The organism is Stenotrophomonas rhizophila (assembly GCF_003751305.1).
Classification (GTDB): Bacteria; Pseudomonadota; Gammaproteobacteria; order Xanthomonadales; family Xanthomonadaceae; genus Stenotrophomonas; species Stenotrophomonas rhizophila_B.
In genome coordinates, this window is the sequence record NZ_RJKV01000001.1 from 1,673,894 (window position 1) to 1,691,959 (window position 18,066).

General features: G+C 68.1%; 13 protein-coding genes. 7 read left to right on the forward strand and 6 right to left on the reverse strand.

The genetic code is table 11. The annotated features are described in order from the left end of the window. From EDF74_RS07515 to EDF74_RS07530, 4 genes are all read right to left on the reverse strand, one after another. A complete protein-coding gene (locus EDF74_RS07515; RefSeq protein WP_148045926.1) occupies positions 1-1,872 on the reverse strand; it encodes a hypothetical protein in 1,872 nt (623 codons plus the stop codon). Positions 1,873-1,996: 124 nt separating this feature from the next. Further along, complete coding sequence (locus tag EDF74_RS07520; RefSeq protein ID WP_123729479.1) at positions 1,997-3,892, reverse strand: CocE/NonD family hydrolase; 1,896 nt, start codon at positions 3,890-3,892, stop codon at positions 1,997-1,999. A gap of 98 nt (positions 3,893-3,990) precedes the next feature. Continuing rightward, positions 3,991-4,386, reverse strand: a complete 396-nt coding sequence (locus EDF74_RS07525; protein WP_123729480.1) for a hypothetical protein — start codon at positions 4,384-4,386, stop codon at positions 3,991-3,993. Beyond that, entirely contained in the window at positions 4,383-5,738 is a 1,356-nt protein-coding gene (locus EDF74_RS07530) for an MFS transporter (protein WP_123729481.1), read from the reverse strand. The genes EDF74_RS07525 and EDF74_RS07530 overlap by 4 nt, the downstream gene beginning before the upstream one ends. Positions 5,739-5,844: 106 nt before the next feature. On the opposite strand from EDF74_RS07530, the gene EDF74_RS07535 reads away from it, so the two are divergent. Further along, the gene (locus EDF74_RS07535; RefSeq protein WP_123729482.1) at positions 5,845-6,741 is read left to right on the forward strand and encodes a LysR family transcriptional regulator; all 897 of its coding nucleotides are present in this window, start codon (positions 5,845-5,847) and stop codon (positions 6,739-6,741) included. Between the two features lie 43 nt (positions 6,742-6,784). Here the strand turns inward: EDF74_RS07535 and EDF74_RS07540 are convergent, their stop codons facing one another. Both EDF74_RS07540 and EDF74_RS07545 read right to left on the reverse strand, forming a co-directional pair. Beyond that, positions 6,785-9,604, reverse strand: coding sequence for a beta-glucosidase (locus EDF74_RS07540; RefSeq protein ID WP_123729483.1), 2,820 nt, complete (start codon positions 9,602-9,604; stop codon positions 6,785-6,787). A 267-nt stretch (positions 9,605-9,871) separates the two neighbouring features. Continuing rightward, positions 9,872-10,315 carry a winged helix-turn-helix transcriptional regulator gene (locus EDF74_RS07545; protein WP_123729484.1) on the reverse strand — a complete coding sequence of 148 codons (444 nt, stop codon included), beginning with the start codon at positions 10,313-10,315 and terminating at the stop codon, positions 9,872-9,874. A gap of 75 nt (positions 10,316-10,390) precedes the next feature. On the opposite strand from EDF74_RS07545, the gene EDF74_RS07550 reads away from it, so the two are divergent. The 6 genes from EDF74_RS07550 to EDF74_RS07575 all read left to right on the forward strand — a co-directional run bounded on the left by EDF74_RS07550 (position 10,391) and on the right by EDF74_RS07575 (position 18,066). Next, complete coding sequence (locus EDF74_RS07550) at positions 10,391-11,728, forward strand: MFS transporter (protein ID WP_184997121.1); 1,338 nt, start codon at positions 10,391-10,393, stop codon at positions 11,726-11,728. Beyond that, a complete protein-coding gene (locus tag EDF74_RS07555) occupies positions 11,650-12,084 on the forward strand; it encodes a VOC family protein (RefSeq protein WP_070425312.1) in 435 nt (144 codons plus the stop codon). The genes EDF74_RS07550 and EDF74_RS07555 overlap by 79 nt, the downstream gene beginning before the upstream one ends. Before the next feature lie 223 nt (positions 12,085-12,307). Further along, complete coding sequence (gene imuA / locus EDF74_RS07560; RefSeq protein WP_123729486.1) at positions 12,308-12,925, forward strand: translesion DNA synthesis-associated protein ImuA; 618 nt, start codon at positions 12,308-12,310, stop codon at positions 12,923-12,925. 9 nt (positions 12,926-12,934) lie between these two features. After that, positions 12,935-14,350: a Y-family DNA polymerase gene (locus EDF74_RS07565; protein WP_123729487.1), complete on the forward strand. Its 1,416-nt coding sequence runs from the start codon at positions 12,935-12,937 to the stop codon at positions 14,348-14,350. Then, a complete protein-coding gene (locus EDF74_RS07570) occupies positions 14,347-17,448 on the forward strand; it encodes an error-prone DNA polymerase (RefSeq protein WP_123729488.1) in 3,102 nt (1,033 codons plus the stop codon). The genes EDF74_RS07565 and EDF74_RS07570 overlap by 4 nt, the downstream gene beginning before the upstream one ends. Before the next feature lie 111 nt (positions 17,449-17,559). Next, a complete protein-coding gene (locus EDF74_RS07575) occupies positions 17,560-18,066 on the forward strand; it encodes a hypothetical protein (protein ID WP_123729489.1) in 507 nt (168 codons plus the stop codon).

The window sequence follows — 18,066 nt, forward strand, 5'->3', positions numbered from 1 at the left end:
TTACCGGTCGCGCATCGCATCGGTCACATCGCCGCCGGCAAGCACCGGCAGCAGCGCCGCAGGTAACTTGCAGGGGCGCGTGGGCACACTGTCCACGCGCCACCCGCGCCCGAGCAGGACGCCCTTCCCCTTCGAGGGCGGGCCATTGCCGGGTGCCGGACAGCTGATGTCACTGAGCAGCACCTGTCCGTCGCGATCCAGCCATTGCTGGACGAAGTACTCGCCATCGGCAAAGCGCATCGTGCCGAGATTCACCAGCGTCAGCGCCTGGCTTTCCTCGTCCCCTTGCCAGGTGGACTGCAGTTCGACGCCGCTGAACAGCAGGCGCCGCCGCAGCAGCACCTGATGGTTGGCATCCAGCAGGACCAATTCCTCATCGCCCCCGTCCAGATAGCGGCGCGTCCAGCTGCGGTCCGTGCCCCAGGGCAGGATCTCGAAGCTCTCTGGCGGCGCCGCTTCGCTGCCATCGGCCAGCAGCATGCCCAGTTTTCCGTCCCGCCGGAACACCACCCGGCCACCGTCCATGTGCACCACACCTTCGAAGGGACGACCCACGATGCGGCCACGCTCCAGGTTGTACAGGTGGTTGACGCCGGCGGCCTGCTCCCGGAGCAACAGCAACGGCGGAGTGACGTGGTCATCGTCGATGGCCATGTCGGCAGGCACCGTGTAGGCCGTGCGTCCATCCCACCACAGGCGGGGTGAGGACTCGCCGACGAATGTGCCCAGCAACCCGCCCGCAACCGCATCGAAGCTGTTCACGTTCGGCGGCGCGAACACCACCTCGCCGTCGCAGTCCAGCACCGCTGCGGTGTCGTTCCCGGTGGCATGGCGCACCCGCCACGGCGGTGCCTGCCGCTGTTCTGCATCGGGTTCGTCGAGCACCGCTGCCAGCGCGGCCGGGGCGGCGGTGGGCGGGCGGACACCCTCCTCGTCCAGCACCTGCCAGCGGCCACCACAGTAGTCCAGGCGAACGTTGCCGTGCTGTGCGGCGAAGTGTCCGTCGGCCATCAGCCAGCCGGGCTCGGGCGTGTCGTCGGCGCTGCCGGTGGCATGCCGGTTGACCCGCTCGGGCCAGTCGCGCCGGCCTGCGGTACCGCCATACTGTCGGTACCGGGGATACAGACCATCCTGCTGGTAGCGCGCACTGTCCGTTGCCCTGCCCTGTGCATCCACCCGCCGCCACAGCTCGCCCTGGCGCAGCCACCAGCCACCGTCGGTGACGGGCAGCAGCGCGTCGATGTCATCGGAAAACAACGTCGTACCGGATTCATCCCGCACCTCGCAGTGCTCAGGCACCTGGACACTGCACGCGACATACACGTGGCGGCCGACGAAGGGCCCAGCCACCCACTGGACCTGCTGCTCGTCCAGTTCCATGACCGCGCGGCCGTGCAGGTCATGGAAGCGCAGCGGACCACTGCGGGCGTTCCACAGCACGCGATCGGGTATCGCCAATGGCACCCATTCGCCATCCTTCAGCGCTGGAAAGCGAACCTGACCCAGCGCATCCACCACGCCCCGGCCACCGACTGCCTCACCATCGGCCTGGATGAACGCCTCCCACAACGGATCACCGGGCGCGGCCTGCGGCAGCACCAACCGTTCGTGGTACTCGGTGTAACCGCGGTCCTCACGCAGTAGTCGTCCTGCATCGTCGTACCACTGCTGCGGCGTGGTGGGGCCCTGCGCACGCATCCAGCGGTCGGCGGACAGCCGATGCATGCGCGCCCCATTGGGCGGCACCAGCAGGCGGCCATCGAGGGACACCAGCGCCTCGGCGCCGAAACTGTTGCCCAGTGCGGTGAACGACTGCGCCTGCGCGCCGCCTGCCAGCCAGACCAGCGCGCTTACCACGAACATCCTTTTCATCGGTCGCATCAGACAAAGTGGAGCTGCACGCTAGCGCCTGTGCCTTGACGATGCAATGCAGTCGGCACTCCCCACGCGCGCGGCATTCCCCTGCCGCGGCGTGGCACCGGGAACGCGCTTGCGCTCAGTACACCGGCAATGAAATGAAGCTGGCCTGCTGCGGCGCGTGCCAGATCTGCTGCGTCGCCTTCTGGTAATCGCCCGGCTTGGCAAGATAGATATTCGGCACGAACATCTGCGGATTGCGGTCATACAGCGGGAACAGGCTCGACTGCACCTGCACCATGACCCGATGGCCCGGCTGGAACACATGGTTCGCGGTCGGCAGACCGAATTTATAGTCCAGCACCTGGTTGCTTGCGATCGCCTTCGGGTCGCTGAAGCTCTCGCGGTACCGGCCACGGAAGATCGCCATCGAGACCGACAGCTCGTAACCGCCCATCTCCGGCGTCGACGGCGTCTGGTCGGGATACACATCGATCAGCTTCACCACCCAGTCGCTGTCGCTGCCGCTTGTCGCCGCCTGCAGATTGACCTGCGGCGCACCACCGATCCGCAGCGGTTCGGTCAAGGGCTCACTGACGAAGGTCAGCACGTCCGGCCGGCCATCCACGAAGCGCTGATCCTTCACCAACCAGCTCGTCCACATATCGCGGTCGGCGAACCGCACCGGGCGCGGCACGAACGGCACCGGCTTGGCCGGATCGGACACATACGCCTCAAAGGTCGCCTCACCGGCCTGCGGTGCCTCGAAGGACAGCTTGCCGCCCGCGCGCAGATACAACGGCTTGGACTGCGCCACGCTGCGCGGCCATTGCTGCAGTTTGTCCCAGTGGTTTTCACCGGTGTTGTAGATCAGCACCGGCGGCGTCTGCGCCTTGGGCGCGCCATCCACCAGGTACTGATCGAAGAACGGTTTGAGCACATCGCGGCGGAACTGCAGCGCGGTGTCGCCATCGAACTTCAAGGCGCCCAGACTGCTGCCGTCATAGTTGACCTGGCTGTGCCGCCACGGCCCCATCACCAGATAGTTCAGCGTGTTGCCGGTGTCGCGCGACTCCATCGCCGCATAGCTGTGCACCGCGCCCCACATGTCTTCCTGGTCCCACAGGCCCTGCAGCCACATCGTGGGCACCTTCAGCTCGGTCCTGGCCATGCGCGCGTCCAGCGCCTGTTCCTGCCAGAACGCGTCGTAGCTGGGGTGCTCGATCAGCTTGTGCCACCACGGCAACTGATCCAGGCCATTGGCCTTGGCGTAGTCCCCGGCCGAGCCGGCGCGCAGGAAGGTGGTGTAGTCGTCATAGCCCACGCTGGGAATGGACGGCCCTTTGCCGCGCTTGGCCAGCTGCCCGGTGAAATAGCCGAAATTGACCTGCCGGAACGCGCCGTAGTTGAGCCAATCATCCCCCATCCAGCCATCGATCATCGGGCTCTGCGGCGCAGCCACCTTCAATGCCGGGTGCGGGTTGGTCAGCGCCATCACCACGGTGAAGCCCTCATAGGACGAGCCCAGCATGCCGACCTTGCCATTGCTCTCGGGCACGTGCTTGACCAGCCAATCGATGGTGTCCCACGCGTCGGTTGCGTGGTCCACCTTCGTGGTGTTGAGCGGCCCACGCAGCGGCCGGGTCATCACGTAATCGCCCTCGGAGCCATACTTGCCGCGGATGTCCTGGAACACCCGGATGTACCCGCCATCGACGAACACCTCATCGCCCTGCGGCAGGATGTCGCGCATGTTCGGCGACTCCATGCGTTTGGCGCGGTTGGCGGCATCGTACGGCGTGCGGGTCAGCAGGATCGGCGCGTGCCTGGCGCCCTTGGGCACCACGATCACCGTGTAGAGTTTCGTTCCGTCACGCATCGGCACCATCACCACGCGCTTGTCGTAGTTGTCCTGCGCCGTGGGCGTCACAAATCCTTTGGCGGGAATATCCGGGGTCATCGGCGAGGTCTGCGCCGACACACTGGCCGCCACCATCAGACTCAACAGCGCAACTGGCAATACACGCACACGCATGGGGCTCTCCCGGCAGTGATGGCAACTCCCGCAGCCTAGCGCCGCGCGGCCTGCGCCGGTAGATGCCGATCGGCGTGCTGTCGGACTGTTTCGCGCATTCAGCCGCCAACCACCGTTTCGTGCAAAGCCTGCCAGCGCAGCGTGCCGTCCGGGCGGCTCACGAGAACCGCCAAGGCCTCACGTCGATTGCCGGTGCGATCCGCGCCGATCTGATCCTCGCGATAGCGCACCGCGCAGGCGGCTGGCGCGAGCGGCAGGTACTGCATTGCATCGACCGTGATCTGCAGCCCGGGCCGGCTGCCATGGGCGGAGGCGAAGAGGTCGGCGAGCGCGGGCTTGTCCAGGCGGATGCCACGGATCCCGACCATGCTGAAGTCTTCGTTGAAACGGGCGAGCAGCGCGTCCAGCGCAGCCACCGGCGAGCGGCCGCTGAACCAGTCTTCGATCAGCACATGCAGGTCATGGATCTCGGTGAAGGCAAGCGTGTCATTCATGGGGAGGCTCTCAAGGCAAGGGAAGACGCCGGCAGGCGCCATAGCAGAAGCATCGGCAGCAGGCTCATGGCCGCCGCCAGCATCAGGGTGAGCGGGAACGCGTGCGTTGGCAGCACGGAGGACAGCACCGCCAGCACACAGGCCAGCAGTGCGGCGGCCAGGCAGAAACTGAGCTGGCGGTTGAGATTCCACAGCGCGCTGCCCGGCAGCAGCTCCGCGTCCGCCAGCCCCTGGAAGGCGAGCGTCTGCGCGCTGCTGCTGCACAGGCTCCCGCCCAGCCCCATCAGCGCGAAGGCCACCGCGGGCAGCCAAAGCTGACCGGTCTGAACACCGATCAGCAGCACGATGCCGACGGCCTGGCACCCCATGCCGACGCTCAACAGCGGGCGTGCCCCGATCCGTGGCAGCCAGTGCCGTGTGGTGGCGATCGCGCAGGCCGAGGCGATCGCCCACGGGAGCATGAAGCCACCGATGGCCGCGGCGCCGTAACCCTGCCGATGCAGCATCAGCGTCGCCACCAGTTGCGTGCCGATGAAGGTGCCCGGCACCAGTAGATAGACCAGCATCGCCAGCCGCAGCGAGGCATGTCGCAGCAGCGACCAGTGCAGGACCGGATGATCCGTACGGCGCGCACTGCGCGCATAGAAGGCCAACACCAGCCCGGCGACCACCAACAACGCGGCGCCCAACATCCGCTGGCCCGCTTCGGCCACCAGGCTCAGCGCGACCAGCAACACGCTCAGGCCCACGGAGCCCAGCAACAGCCCGCGACGGTCCAGCGCCGGCACTGCCACCTGCGCCCCCGGACGCACCCACCACCCCGCCAGCACCAAGCCCACCACGGCCAACGGCACACTCACCAGCAACACGCCCCGCCATGAGCCCCACTCCACCAGCACGCCGCCCAGTGTGGGCGACAGCGCCGGCACCAGCAGCGCGACAGCCATGATGCGGGCGGTCAGTCGCGCACGATCGGCCGGCGGGCATTCGCGGTAGGCCATCGCCTGCCCCACCGGAATCAACAATCCGCCACCCAGCCCCTGCAGCAGGCGCCAGCCGATCAGCCACTCGATGCTCGGCGCGGTGCCTGCCAGCACAGCGCCCACGGTAAACAGGGCCAGCGAAAGGCACAGCACACGGCGCTCGCCAAGGCGCGCGGCCAGCCAGCTGCCCAGTGGAATCACCAAGGTCAGGCCGAGCATGTAGGCGTTGCCGATCCACGCCAGCTGCGGCACGGAGGCCTGCAGGTCGGCGGCGATGGCCGGATATGCGACGGTACCGATGAACATGTTCACCAGGTCCAGCGAGAATCCCAGCAGGTACAGCGTTTCCACCCTGGCCCGGTATGTCATGCGGTGCTCCGATTGCGAGGCGGCAGCATGCGCGTTGGCGGCGCCTGGATAAACGGGCAACCGGATGCAAGACTGTCAAACCATTTTTGACAGTCAGAGCGCCGCCATGGTCAGCCTGGACCGCTTCGAGACCTTCAAGACGATTGTCGATGCCGGCAGCCTGACCGCTGCCGCGCAGCGCCTTGGCCAGAGCCGGGCCGTGGTGAGCTTCAACCTCAAACGGCTGGAGCAGGAACTGGGCGTGACCCTGCTGGTGCGCAATACCCGCAGCCTGGCACTGACCGAGGCCGGCGAACGCTTCTACCAGCACTGCACCGCCCTGTTGGCGACTGCCGAGCTGGCGATCGATGAGGCCCGCAGCGAACAGCTGCAGCTGCGTGGCACGCTGCGGCTGACCACCACGCCGGAGTACGCGATCGCCCGGGTCGTGCCGGTGCTGGAGTCGTTCCGTGCCCTGCATCCCGAGCTGCGCCTGCACCTGTCCACCTCACCGGCGCCGGCGGACCTGATTCCCGAGCGGTTCGATCTGGCGATCCGGTTGGGGCGGCTGCAGGATTCGCAGCTGCGCGCGACCCTGTTGGACGAACACGCGCTGTGCGCGGTCGCCTCACCGTCGTTGCTGTCCACGCTGCCGGATGATGCCGCGCGTGATGACCCGCACTGGATCCGCACGCTGCCACGATTGGGGTATCCGCGCCTGGCGGATCTACCGCTGGTGGCGCCCGACGGCAGCGACCAGGTGTTTGCCTGCAACCCCGCCCATGCGGTGGTTACGGTTGATAACGCCTCCACGCTGCGCGCCTTCGCGCTGGCCGGGGCTGGCGCGACCGTGTTGCCGCAGTGGTTGATCGATGACGATCTGGCGCAGGGCCGGCTGCTGCCGATCCTGCGCCGTCATCGTTTCCCGCGCCAGGGCGTCTATGCGGTGTTTCCCAACACCGCCCAGCCCTCGCGTCGGGTCCGGCTGCTGCTGGCACACCTGCGCGAGCACCTGCCGGGGTGACCGGAGGCACGACCCACGGTCGTGCCCTACCCGTCCCGTCAGCTCAGCGGACCACCTGCTCGGCCAGCTCCAGCGGCACGCGCTGCACCGGTGCATTGGCCGCGCGCGAGAGCTGCACTTCGTACTGCCCACCGGCGATCTTCCACTGCTTGGCAGCGGTATCGAAGCTGGCCAGCGTCTTCGGCTCGGCTTCGATGCGGATACGGCGGCTTTCGCCCGGCTGCAGCGTCACCTTCTGGAAGCCGATCAGGCGGATCGGCGTGGTGCTGCCCTGCGGCAGCTGCAGGTACAGCTGCGGCACGTCCGCACCGGCGACCTTGCCAGTGTTGCGCACGTCCACGCTGGCGACCACACGCTGGCCTTCCACCACCACCTGCAGGTTGTCGTAGCCGAAGCTGGTGTAGGACAAGCCGTGGCCGAACGCGTACTGCGGCGTCAGGCCCTTGGCGGCGAACCACTTGTAGCCGACGTTGGCGCCTTCGATGTCGTAATCGATGGTGTCATCCGGCTTGTTCTTCGGGTTGAAGCCCAGGCCATTGACGTGCGGGCGCGGCAGCTGGCTGACATCGGTCGGCCAGGTCACCGGCAGGCGACCGGACGGATTGACCTTGCCGGTCAGCAGCGCGGCGATGCCTTCACCACCCCGGATACCCGGGTACCAGGCCTGCAGGATGGCCGGCACCTGCTGCAGCCACGGCAGCTCGACCGGGCCATTGGTTTCCAGCACCACCACCGTCTTCGGGTTGGCCTTGGCCACACCGGCGATCAGCTTGTCCTGGTTGTCCGGCAGCTGCATGTGCGGCAGATCGACCGATTCGGCCGACCACTGCGTGGCGAACACGATGGCCACATCAGCGGCCGCGGCAGCGCGCGCGGCGGCGGCCACATCGCGGCCATCCACGTAATCGATGCGGGCATCCGGACGCTCGGCGCGCAGCGCTTCCAGCGGCGAGGACGGGTGGAAGATCACCGGACCCGGCCAGGTGGTCGGCATCACGCCCGGCACCGCATTGGTGCCCCGCGCGGTCCAGCCCACCATGGAGGAACCGCCGCCGCCGATCACGCCCTTGTCGGCATGGCCACCGATGATGACGATGCGCTGCACGTCCTTGCCCAGCGGCAGCAGATCATCGGCATTGCGCAGCAGCACGCTGCCTTCTTCAACGGTGCGCTGCGCGGCATGGAAGCCGGCTTCGTCGTCGATCGGCTCATGCACCGGCGGCAGATCGAAGTTGCCGTGCGCGAACATGGTGCGCAGGATGCGACCGACCATGTCGTCCAGGCGCGCCTGCGGCACCACGCCACCGGCCACGGCCAGGCGCAGCGGCTCGTCGAAATAGACCGCCTTGTCGAACACCTCACCGGCCGACTGCTGGTCCAGACCGGCCAGCGCCGCCTTGGAGCCGCTGTGCACGCCGCCCCAATCGGACATCACGAAACCGGGGAACTTCCATTCCTGCTTGAGCACCTCGTTCATGAGGTAATCGTGTTCGCAGCCGTAGGTGCCGTTGATGCGGTTGTACGAGCACATCGCCGAACCGGGCTTACCGATGTCCATGGCGATCTCGAAGGCCAGCAGGTCCGATTCGCGCATCGCCTGCTCGCCGATCTCGGCGCTGTGGAAATTGCGCGAGGTCTCCATGTCGTTGAGCGCGAAGTGCTTCATCGTGGAGATGACGTGCTGGCTCTGCACGCCGCGGATCGACTCGCCGACCAGCACACCGGCCAGCAGCGGATCTTCACCAGCGTATTCGAAGTTGCGGCCGTTGCGCGGATCCCGCTGCAGGTTGACGCTGCCGGCCAGCAGGATGTTGAAACGCTGCTGCCAGGCTTCGCGACCCATGGTGGCACCGCCAGCAAAGGCGATATCCGGGTTCCAGCTGGAGGCCGTGGACGGGCCGGACGGCATCGCGGTGGCGTGGTCGCCCTTGCGGATGCCGCCCGGGTTGGTCACGCCAACACCGGCATCGGCCGACTGCTGCGAGGGAATGCCCAGGCGCGGCACGCCCGGCACGAAACCGGCCGAGCCGACCGCGCCTTCCGGCAGCGGACCGCCGTCTTTGCCCAGCCCGAAGTAGCTGTGCAGCATCTGGAACTTTTCGTCCACGGTCATCTGCGCGACCAGCGCCTTGGCACGGGCATCGGCGTTCAGGCCGGTGTCCATCCACGGCGTTTCGCCACCGACCGGCGCGGCATAGCCCAGGGTCAGCAGCGTGGCTGCGGTGGTGCCCTTCTTGCCGTCATGGGTGCGCAGCTTGATCGCCGCCGACGTGGCGGACTGGAAGCCATCGCTGAAGTAGCTTTCGTTGGCTTCCAGCGCGACGCGCGACGGATCAAAGCCTGCGGTGGTGGCCGCATCGGCGCTGACCGCGCCCAGCAGCACGGCCGGTGCACCCAGGCGCGAGCCGGTGACCAGCGGCGGCAGTGCTGCGGCATCGGCGGCGCTGGTGTACAGCGCGACCACGTGGCGGCCATCGTTGAGGCGCAGGTAATTCAGCGATGGCCGCTCGGTGCCCGACTCGGCCTCGATCGGCAGGCGGGTCAGCACGACGCTGCCGGTCTGCTGCGCAGCGGCCGGATCGGCGGTCACGAAACGATAGTGATAACCCAGCGCATCGGCCAGGCTCTGCAGCGGATCCACGCGGTCGGCGCGGCGCTCCACGTTGCGCACGGTCAGGGCATCGACCTGCAGCTGTTCCAACTGTGCGGCAACCACGGCCGCATCCAGATCACCCGGGGTCTGTTCCAGGGTGAGCACGGTGAACGCGTCGGTGGTGGCGACCGGGGCGGCAGCCCAGGCGGAAGCGCTCAGCGAGAGCGCGATGGCGGCCGTCAGGGCCAGGGGCTTTGAAATCGTTTTCATGAGCGGACGAAACACCTTTGCTTGCGCAATAAATCCAGGGAGTCTTGCCGCAGAAGGGTGCAGCGCCATGTCGGCGGGAACCACGCGCGGGCGCGCGGAACCGTTTACAACGCAAGGCGATGACGGCTACGTCCAGGCCCCTCCGCCCGTCGTGACAGCCGCACCACCCGGGAGGCCCTGACCAGCGCCTCACCCCCGAAGAGTGTCCGAGCCTGTTCATGCCTGTCAACAGGATGCTTACATTTGAGACGCCAGCGGCGTTCCCTTTTACGCCGAAACCGGCTTGATCACTGTTGTAGCGGCGGCCTCCACGACCTGCCCGCGTTGGTCACGCGGCTGCATCGGTGCCAGCGGCAACCCATCGCTGGCGGCCTGCAGTACCGAGCGCGGCTCGCCCGGCGCGAACAGGAATGCCTCGCCCCATTGGCGCAGCGCCACCACCAGCGGGAACAGCGCGCGGCCGCGCTCGGTGAGCACGTACTCCTGATAGCCCCGGCCCTCGCCCAAGGGCTGCTGGGCCAGCACGTCCGCCTCCAGCAAGGCCTGCAGGCGCTGGCTGAGCATGCTGCGCGACATCCCCAAGCGGCGTTGGAAGTCACTGAAACGGCGCGCCCCATCGAAGGCCTCGCGCACGATCAGCAGCGACCAGCGGTCGCCGACCAGATCCAGCGCGCGCCCCACCGGGCAGGAGGTAGTGGCATCGGTTGTCATGAGCGGACTCCTTTCTAAGTTTCATTTTAGAACCAGATGACCCAGAATCAACTGGTTCTATTTTGAGACTAAATAATGGCGATCATCGCCCAACCCCCTACCTCCCGCCTCCCGTTCGCCCTGCTGCTGTTGTTTGCCTGCGCCGCGGGCCTGAGCGTGGCCAATGTCTATTACGCCCAGCCCTTGCTGGACGCCCTGGCCGCCGATCTCCAGATCAGCACCGCCCGCATCGGCGCGGTGATCGCCGCGACTCAGCTGGGTTCGGTCGCCGCGCTGCTGTGGGTGGTCCCGCTCGGCGACCGCATGGACCGTCGCCGCCTGATGGCGATCCAGACCGGTGGCCTGGTGCTGTCCCTGCTGGCTGTCGCGCTCGCGGCCCAGACCTGGAGCCTGCTGCTGGGCATGCTGATGGTCGGCCTGCTCGGCACCGCGATGACCCAGGGGCTGATCGCCTATGCCGCCACCGCTGCAGGCAAGCACGAGCGCGGCCGCGTGGTCGGCGCCGCACAGGCGGGCGTGGTGGTCGGGTTGTTGATGGCGCGCGTGGTGGCCGGTGCGGTAGCCGATCTGGGCGGATGGCGGGCGGTGTACCTGCTCTCTGCGGCGCTGATGGTGGTGACGGGCACCTTGCTGTGGGCACGCCTGCCACGGCTGCCGGCCTCGACGCCTCCCACCGCGAGAACCGGGTTGATCGCCTTGCTGCGGCAACAGCCGGTGCTGCGCCAGCGCGGGGTGCTGGGCCTGTTGCTGTTCACCGTGTTCGGCCTGTTCTGGAGCAGCATGAGCCTGCCGCTGGGCGCGCCGCCGTATGTCCTCAGCCACACCGCCATCGGCGCCTTCGCGCTGGTCGGCCTGCTCGGTGCGTTGGCGGCGGCACGCAGTGGGCACTGGAGTGACCGGGGCCATGCCGGGCGGATCACCACCGCTGCCCTGTGGCTGATGCTGCTGAGCTGGCTGCCGATCGCCGCGATGTCCCACCACCTGGGCTGGCTGGTGCTCGGCGTGTTGCTGCTGGATCTGGCGGTGCAGGCGCTGCATGTGACCAACCAGAGCCGGATTCTGGCCGCAGCCGCGCACGCACAGGCCCAGGTGATCGCCGCCTACATGCTGTTCTACGCTGCCGGGAGCGGGCTGGGTGCGCTGGCCGGCAGTGCGTTGTATGCCGCGTTCGGCTGGCCCGGGGTCTGCATGGCGGGTGCCGGTGTGTCGCTGCTCGCGCTGGTGGTGTGGTGGGCGATGACGGGTTATCACACCATCACCGGTGGTCATGAGCCCTGCCCGGTTCCCGCCGGATCGCGGCTCGATAATGAGCGATCACGTCCCGGAGCCGCCGCATGCCCCCACACCGCCACTTCGATCAACTCTGGCGCGACCGCAACGATACCTCCCGGCAACGCAGCCCGCGGGTGCTGATCCGGGTGTTCGTCGGCCCGGGCGAGCTGGAAGCACGGGTGGCGTTCTACGAGCAGTTGCAGGGCGTGGTCGCCGATGCGGGCTTTCCGTTCCCCGAGGCCGGCCTGCGCCTGGCGATGGTCGGGGCATTCCTGCTGATCGAAGGCGCGCCGGACAAGCTGGCCCCGTTCACCTCCACCACCGGCACGCTGCTGGTGGATGACGTGCAGCCCTATTACGACCGGCTGGTGGCGGCCGGGGCGCAGATCATCTTTCCACTGCAGGTCGTGCCCACTGGCGCGGCCTTCAACGCCGTGCATCCGGACGGCACCGTGGTCGAGTACGTGCATCACCGGCCCGATCCGCAGGGGCGCTGAGTCCCCCGCCCCGCAGAGATCCACGCCCTGCGTGGCGGCGCTGCTGAAGCATTCAGCACCCTCAACGGGTTCGGAATCCGGCTGCCGAATTCGTTAGCATTTTTACTAATTGCGGGTAGGATTGTCGGTCTCAGCCTTTGACACGCGTGCTGCCGATACTTGCCGCCATGCCCTTGATTCCTGCCCGTTTCCGCCTGTTCCAGCCCTGCCGGGTGGCCCGCTGATGGGCGCCGTGCTGGCCCTGGACCGGCTGCTGGAAACCCGCCGGGTCTGGCGGGGGCAGCCACGTGCGGCCTTCCCGGAGGTGGCGCCCCACCCGACCGGGCACCCCGCGCTGGATGCCCGCCTGCCCGGCGGCGGCTGGCCGCCCTCGGCGCTGTCGGAGGTGCTGCTGGCCTCGCCCGGGGTCGGTGAGCTGGCCCTGGTCTGGCCGACCCTGGCGCGGCTGAGCCAGCAACAGCAGACCGTGGTGCTGATTGCCCCGCCGCACCTGCCGCATGCCCCGGCCTGGGCCCGCGCGGGGCTGGCACTGAGCCAGGTGCAGGTGGTCCAGGCCAGCCCGCGCGATGCGTTGTGGGCCGCCGAACAATGCCTCCGCTCGGCCGCGTGCGCGGCGGTGCTGTGCTGGCCGCAGCAGGCCGATGACCGGGCGCTGCGCCGGCTGCAGGTGGCCGCCGAAACCGGCCAGTGCCTGGGCTTTTCCTTCCGCGATGCCCGGCACGCGCGCAATCCCTCCCCGGCCGCGCTGCGCCTGCAGCTCGACGATGGCCAGGTGCGTGTCCTCAAATGCCGTGGCGGGCTGGCACCGGCGCAGCCGCTGCCGCTGGCCGTGGCCCATTGAGCCGCCGCCATGGACTGGGCCTGCCTGCTGCTGCCGCACCTGGCGCTGGATGCTGCCCTGCGCCAGCAACCGGACCCGGCCGCGCCGCTGGTGCTGGTCACCGGCCCGGCGCAGCGGCGCGTGCTGCATGCGGTCAGCCCCTCGGCGCGGCAGCGCGGGCTGCGCCGCGGCATGCTGCTTTCGGCCGCGCAGGTGCTCACCCGTGACATGCTCACCGTGGAGTACGACCCGCGCGCCGAACAGGCCACCCGCCAGCTGTTGGCCAGTTGGCTGTACGGCATCAGCTCGCAGGTCAGCCTGGATTTCCCGCACGCGCTGGCGTTGGAGATCCGCGCCAGCCGCGCGCTGTTTGGTGATTGGCCGAAGGTCGAGCAGCGGCTCACCCGTGGCCTGACCGAACTGGGTTTCCGGCATCGGCTGGTGGCCGCACCCAATCCGCATGCCGCCAGCGTGCTGGCCCGCGTGCATGGCCGGCTCGGCGTGGATGCACATCAGTTGGATGCCGCGCTGGCACAGGTGCCGATCGAACGCAGCGGGTTGCCGGTCGAAGCGGTTACGGTGCTGGCACGCTCGGGATTGCGAACGCTGGGCGCCGCCTTCGGTCTGCCGCGCGAGAGCCTGGCCCGGCGCTTCCCACCGCAGGTCCTGGCGCATCTGGATGCGCTGCGTGGGATCAGCACGCCGCCACTGCGCTACTTCCAGCCGCCGGACCGTTTCGATGCGCGCATCGAGTTCGAGTACGAGGTCGAGTCCACCCAGGCCATGCTGTTTCCGTTGCGGCGTCTGACGGCCGATCTGGCCGCATTCCTGTGCTCACGCGATGGCGGCGTGCTGCAGTTCGATCTGTGGTTCGAACACGAACACCATCCCGATACGCGGCTCTCGATCGGCCTGCTCGCGCCCGAGCGCGAACCGGCGATGCTGTTCGAGCTGGCCCGCAACCGCGTGGATCATCTGCAGTTGCCGGCCGGCAGCCGCGGCCTGCGCCTCCAAGCCGAGCAACTGCCGCCGTTCGTCCCAGCCGCACGCGATCTGTTCGACCCGCGCCCGCAGCAGGCAATGCCCTGGGAACAGCTGCGCGAGCGTCTTCGCGCCCGGCTCGGCGATGACGCCGTGCAGGGGCTGGGACTGCGCGCCGACCATCGGCCCGAACGCGCGACCGGTGACACCCAGGGCGCGCCCAAGGCCCCGCCCCCGGCACTGCCTATGCGCCCGGGCTGGCTGCTGGCCCAGCCGCAGGCATTGCAGGATCCGCACCTGCGCATCCTGTCCGGGCCGGAGCGGATCGAGTCGGGCTGGTGGGATGCCGACGACATCCGCCGCGATTATTACGTGGTCGAAACCACGCAAGGTCAGCGCGGCTGGGCCTACACCGCCGCCGATGCACGCAGCGGACCGTTCATGCTGCACGGCTGGTTCGCATGAGCGCACCGCTGCCCGGATACGCCGAGCTGCATTGCCTGTCGGCCTTCAGTTTCCAGCGCGGCGCGTCCATCGCCGAAGAGTTGTTCGCGCGCGCCAAGGGCCAGGGCTACCATGCGCTGGCGATCACCGATGAGTGCTCGCTGGCCGGCATCGTGCGCGCCTGGCAGGCCGCGAAGAAGCACGCACTGCCCCTGATCACCGGTGCCGAATTCCAGCTGGAGGACGGCCCGAAACTGGTGCTGCTGTGCACCGACCAGGGCAGCTACGCCGCGTTGTGCCAGCTGATCACCACCTGCCGCCGGCGCGCGCCCAAGGGCGAGTACCGCTGCCTGCGCAGCGACATCGCACAGCTGCACGCCGGCCTGCTGTGCCTGTGGGCAGACCCTACCCCGGGCATCGAGGATGCGCAGTGGCTGCAGGCCTGCTTTCCGCAGCGGCTGTGGCTGGCAGTCGAGTTGCACCGCGAGGCCGATGATCGCGCGCGCCTGCAGCGCCTGCGTCGTTTCGGCCGCGACCAGGGCATTCCACTGGTGGCCAGCGGCGATGTGCACATGCACGTGCGCCGCCGCCGCGCGCTGCAGGACACCCTCACCGCGATCCGCCACCACTGCACGCTCGGCGAAGCCGGCTGGCGGTTGTTTCCCAACGGCGAGCGCCACCTGCGCACCCGTCAGGCCCTGGCCACGCTGTATCCGCCCGAGCTGCTGGCCGAAACCGTGCGCATCGCCGAGCGCTGCCACTTCGATCTCAAACAACTGAAGTACACCTACCCGCGCGAGCTGGTGCCGGCCGGTCACGACCCGGCCAGCTGGCTGCGGGTGCTGGTGGAAGAAGGCATGCAATGGCGTTGGCCAGCGGGCGAGACGCCCCAGCAGCGCCACCAGATCGAACACGAACTGGCGCTGATCCACACCAAGCAGTACGAGTCGTACTTCCTGACCGTGCACGACATCGTGCGCTTCGCGCGCGGCCAACAGATCCTGTGCCAGGGCCGCGGCTCGGCCGCCAATTCCTCGGTGTGTTACGTGCTGGGCGTGACCGAGATCGACCCCAGCGAAATGGCGCTGCTGTTCGAGCGCTTCATCTCCGCCGAACGCGATGAGCCGCCGGATATCGACATCGACTTCGAACACGAACGCCGCGAGGAAGTGCTGCAGTACGTGTTCAACCGCTACGGCCGCGAGCGCGCCGCCTTGACCGCCGTGGCGATCAGCTACCGTGGCCGCAGCGCGGTGCGCGATGTGGCGCGTGTACTGGGCCTGCCGCCGGACCAGGTCAACGAACTGGCTGCCTGCCTGGACCGCTGGAGCAGCCACGAGCCACTGCCCGAGGCCCTGCGCGAGCGCGGCTTCGATCCGGAGACCCCGCTGATGCGGCGCGTGGTCGCCCTGACCGCCGAACTGGTCGACTTCCCGCGCCACCTGTCCCAGCACCCGGGTGGTTTCGTGATCTCCGAACACCCCCTGTCCACAATGGTGCCGGTGGAGAACGCGGCCATGGACAACCGCACCGTGATCCAGTGGGACAAGGATGATCTGGATGTCACCGGCCTGATGAAGGTCGACTGCCTGGCGCTGGGCATGCTCACCGCGGTACGCAAATGCCTGGCCATGCTGGAGGCGCATGGCGGACCGGCGATGACCATGGCGAAGATTCCGCAGGACGATGGCCCCACCTACGACATGATCTGCCGCGCCGACACCCTGGGCGTGTTCCAGATCGAGTCGCGCGCGCAGATGGCGATGCTGCCGCGCATGCAACCGCGCTGCTTCTACGATCTGGTGATCGAAGTGGCGATCGTGCGCCCTGGCCCGATCCAGGGCGACATGGTCCACCCGTATCTGAATCGACGGAAGAAGCTCAAGGAAGAAGGCATCGAAGAGGTCGACTACCCGCCCGAGCTGGAGAAGGTCTTCAAGCGTACCTTGGGCGTGCCACTGTTCCAGGAACAGGTGATGCAGCTGGCGGTCGCCGCCGCCGGTTTCAGCCCCGGGCAGGCCGACGCACTGCGCCGCTCGATGGCCGCCTGGAAGCGCCACGGCGGACTGGAGCCGCACCGCGACAAGCTGCTCGCCGGCATGGCCGCCAACAATTACAGCCGCGAATACGGCGAGCGCCTGTTCGAGCAGATCAAAGGCTTCGGCAGTTATGGCTTCCCGGAAAGCCATGCGGCCAGCTTCGCGCTGATCACCTATGTCAGCTGCTGGCTCAAGTGCCATCACCCCTCCGCATTCGCCGCCAGCCTGATCAACAGCCAGCCGCTGGGGTTCTATACCCCGGACCAGATCCTGCAGGACGCGCGCCGCCATGGCGTGCCGGTGCTGCCGGTGGACGTACGCTACAGCGACTGGGACTGCACGCTGGTGCCGCCCACCTCGTCGGGACGGCCGTTCGGCATCCGGCTGGGGCTGCGCATGGTCGATGGCTTCAGCGAGGCGGTCGCCACCGGCGTGGTGCAGGCACGCCACCGTTCGCCCTTTGAGAGCGTGGCCGATCTGAGCCAGCGCGCACAGCTGGACCGTCGCCACCAGGGCCTGCTGGCCGATGCCGGTGCACTCAAGGGATTGAGCGGCCATCGCCATCGTGCACGCTGGGAGGTTTCCGGCGTGGAAAAGCCGCTGCCGCTGTTCGAGGCTGCACGCGCCACCGCCGAAGCCGCCGTCCCGCTGCCGCTGCCCAGCGCGTTCGAGGACATGCAGGCCGACTACAACACCACCGGCACCACGCTGGGCCGGCACATGGTTTCCTTCATCCGCAGCCAGCTGCGCCAGCGCCGCTGTCACCGCTCCGACGAACTGGCCGCCCTGCCACACGGGCGCAGCGTGCGCTTTGCCGGGCTGGTGCGCATGCGCCAGCGCCCACAGACCGCCAGCGGGGTCACCTTCCTCACCCTGGAAGACGAGTGCGGCATGGTCAATGCGGTGGTCTGGCGCAAGATCGCCGACCGCCAGCATCGCGTGCTGGTTGAAGCGCAACTGATGCAGATCGACGGCCGGCTCGAACGCGTGGACGGCGTGCAGCATCTGATCGTCCGCCAGATGCACAACATCGACACCCTGATCGACGGTGTGCGCACCCACAGCCGCGATTTCCGCTGAGCCATCCCGTGACCGACTTCACGCCCTGAATGCAATTCCAGACTTTTCCGACTGGTGTCGTGAACGGCCTATCCGGTATCGTCGCAGCCTTCCAAGGATCCGGAGAACTGCATGTCGCGCGCGTTGACTGTCACCACGCTGGTCATTTCCAGCCTCGCTCTGGCTGTCTCCGGCTGGACCGCGCTGCAACTGCATCAGAGCCAGTCCGATGAGCGCGTCATCACCGCACGCGGCCTGGTGATCCGCGATGCCACTGGCCAGGCACGGGTGATCCTCGGCGCCCCCGTCCCCGATCCGCTCACCCAGGACGCCGGCCAGGGTCCGCGCGCCTCACCGTTGTCCGGCATGGTCCTGCTGGGCGCGGATGGCGCCGAGCGTGGCGGCTTCGGCACCGCCGATCTCGGCGATGAGGCGATCCTCACCCTGGACGATGCCACCGGCACCACCGAGGTGTTCAAGGTGACCGCCAATCCGGACCGTGGCGCGACCCTGGTGATCAAGCACCAGAACAGCACCGGTGCGATGCTGACCTCCTGGCAGGGCAAGCCGGAACTGATCTTCGTCAATGACAACGGACAGTCACACTACGTCAGCCCGAACGCCGCCGCCGCCCCCTGA

Bases quoted from the DNA above. Each gene is read 5' to 3' on its own strand.
- EDF74_RS07515 (WP_148045926.1), bottom strand. From the start codon at position 1,872: ATGAAAAGGATGTTCGTGGTAAGCGCGCTGGTCTGGCTGGCAGGCGGC.
- EDF74_RS07520 (WP_123729479.1), bottom strand. From the start codon at position 3,892: ATGCGTGTGCGTGTATTGCCAGTTGCGCTGTTGAGTCTGATGGTGGCG.
- EDF74_RS07525 (WP_123729480.1), bottom strand. From the start codon at position 4,386: ATGAATGACACGCTTGCCTTCACCGAGATCCATGACCTGCATGTGCTG.
- EDF74_RS07530 (WP_123729481.1), bottom strand. From the start codon at position 5,738: ATGACATACCGGGCCAGGGTGGAAACGCTGTACCTGCTGGGATTCTCG.
- EDF74_RS07535 (WP_123729482.1), top strand. From the start codon at position 5,845: ATGGTCAGCCTGGACCGCTTCGAGACCTTCAAGACGATTGTCGATGCC.
- EDF74_RS07540 (WP_123729483.1), bottom strand. From the start codon at position 9,604: ATGAAAACGATTTCAAAGCCCCTGGCCCTGACGGCCGCCATCGCGCTC.
- EDF74_RS07545 (WP_123729484.1), bottom strand. From the start codon at position 10,315: ATGACAACCGATGCCACTACCTCCTGCCCGGTGGGGCGCGCGCTGGAT.
- EDF74_RS07550 (WP_184997121.1), top strand. From the start codon at position 10,391: ATGGCGATCATCGCCCAACCCCCTACCTCCCGCCTCCCGTTCGCCCTG.
- EDF74_RS07555 (WP_070425312.1), top strand. From the start codon at position 11,650: ATGCCCCCACACCGCCACTTCGATCAACTCTGGCGCGACCGCAACGAT.
- imuA (WP_123729486.1), top strand. From the start codon at position 12,308: ATGGGCGCCGTGCTGGCCCTGGACCGGCTGCTGGAAACCCGCCGGGTC.
- EDF74_RS07565 (WP_123729487.1), top strand. From the start codon at position 12,935: ATGGACTGGGCCTGCCTGCTGCTGCCGCACCTGGCGCTGGATGCTGCC.
- EDF74_RS07570 (WP_123729488.1), top strand. From the start codon at position 14,347: ATGAGCGCACCGCTGCCCGGATACGCCGAGCTGCATTGCCTGTCGGCC.
- EDF74_RS07575 (WP_123729489.1), top strand. From the start codon at position 17,560: ATGTCGCGCGCGTTGACTGTCACCACGCTGGTCATTTCCAGCCTCGCT.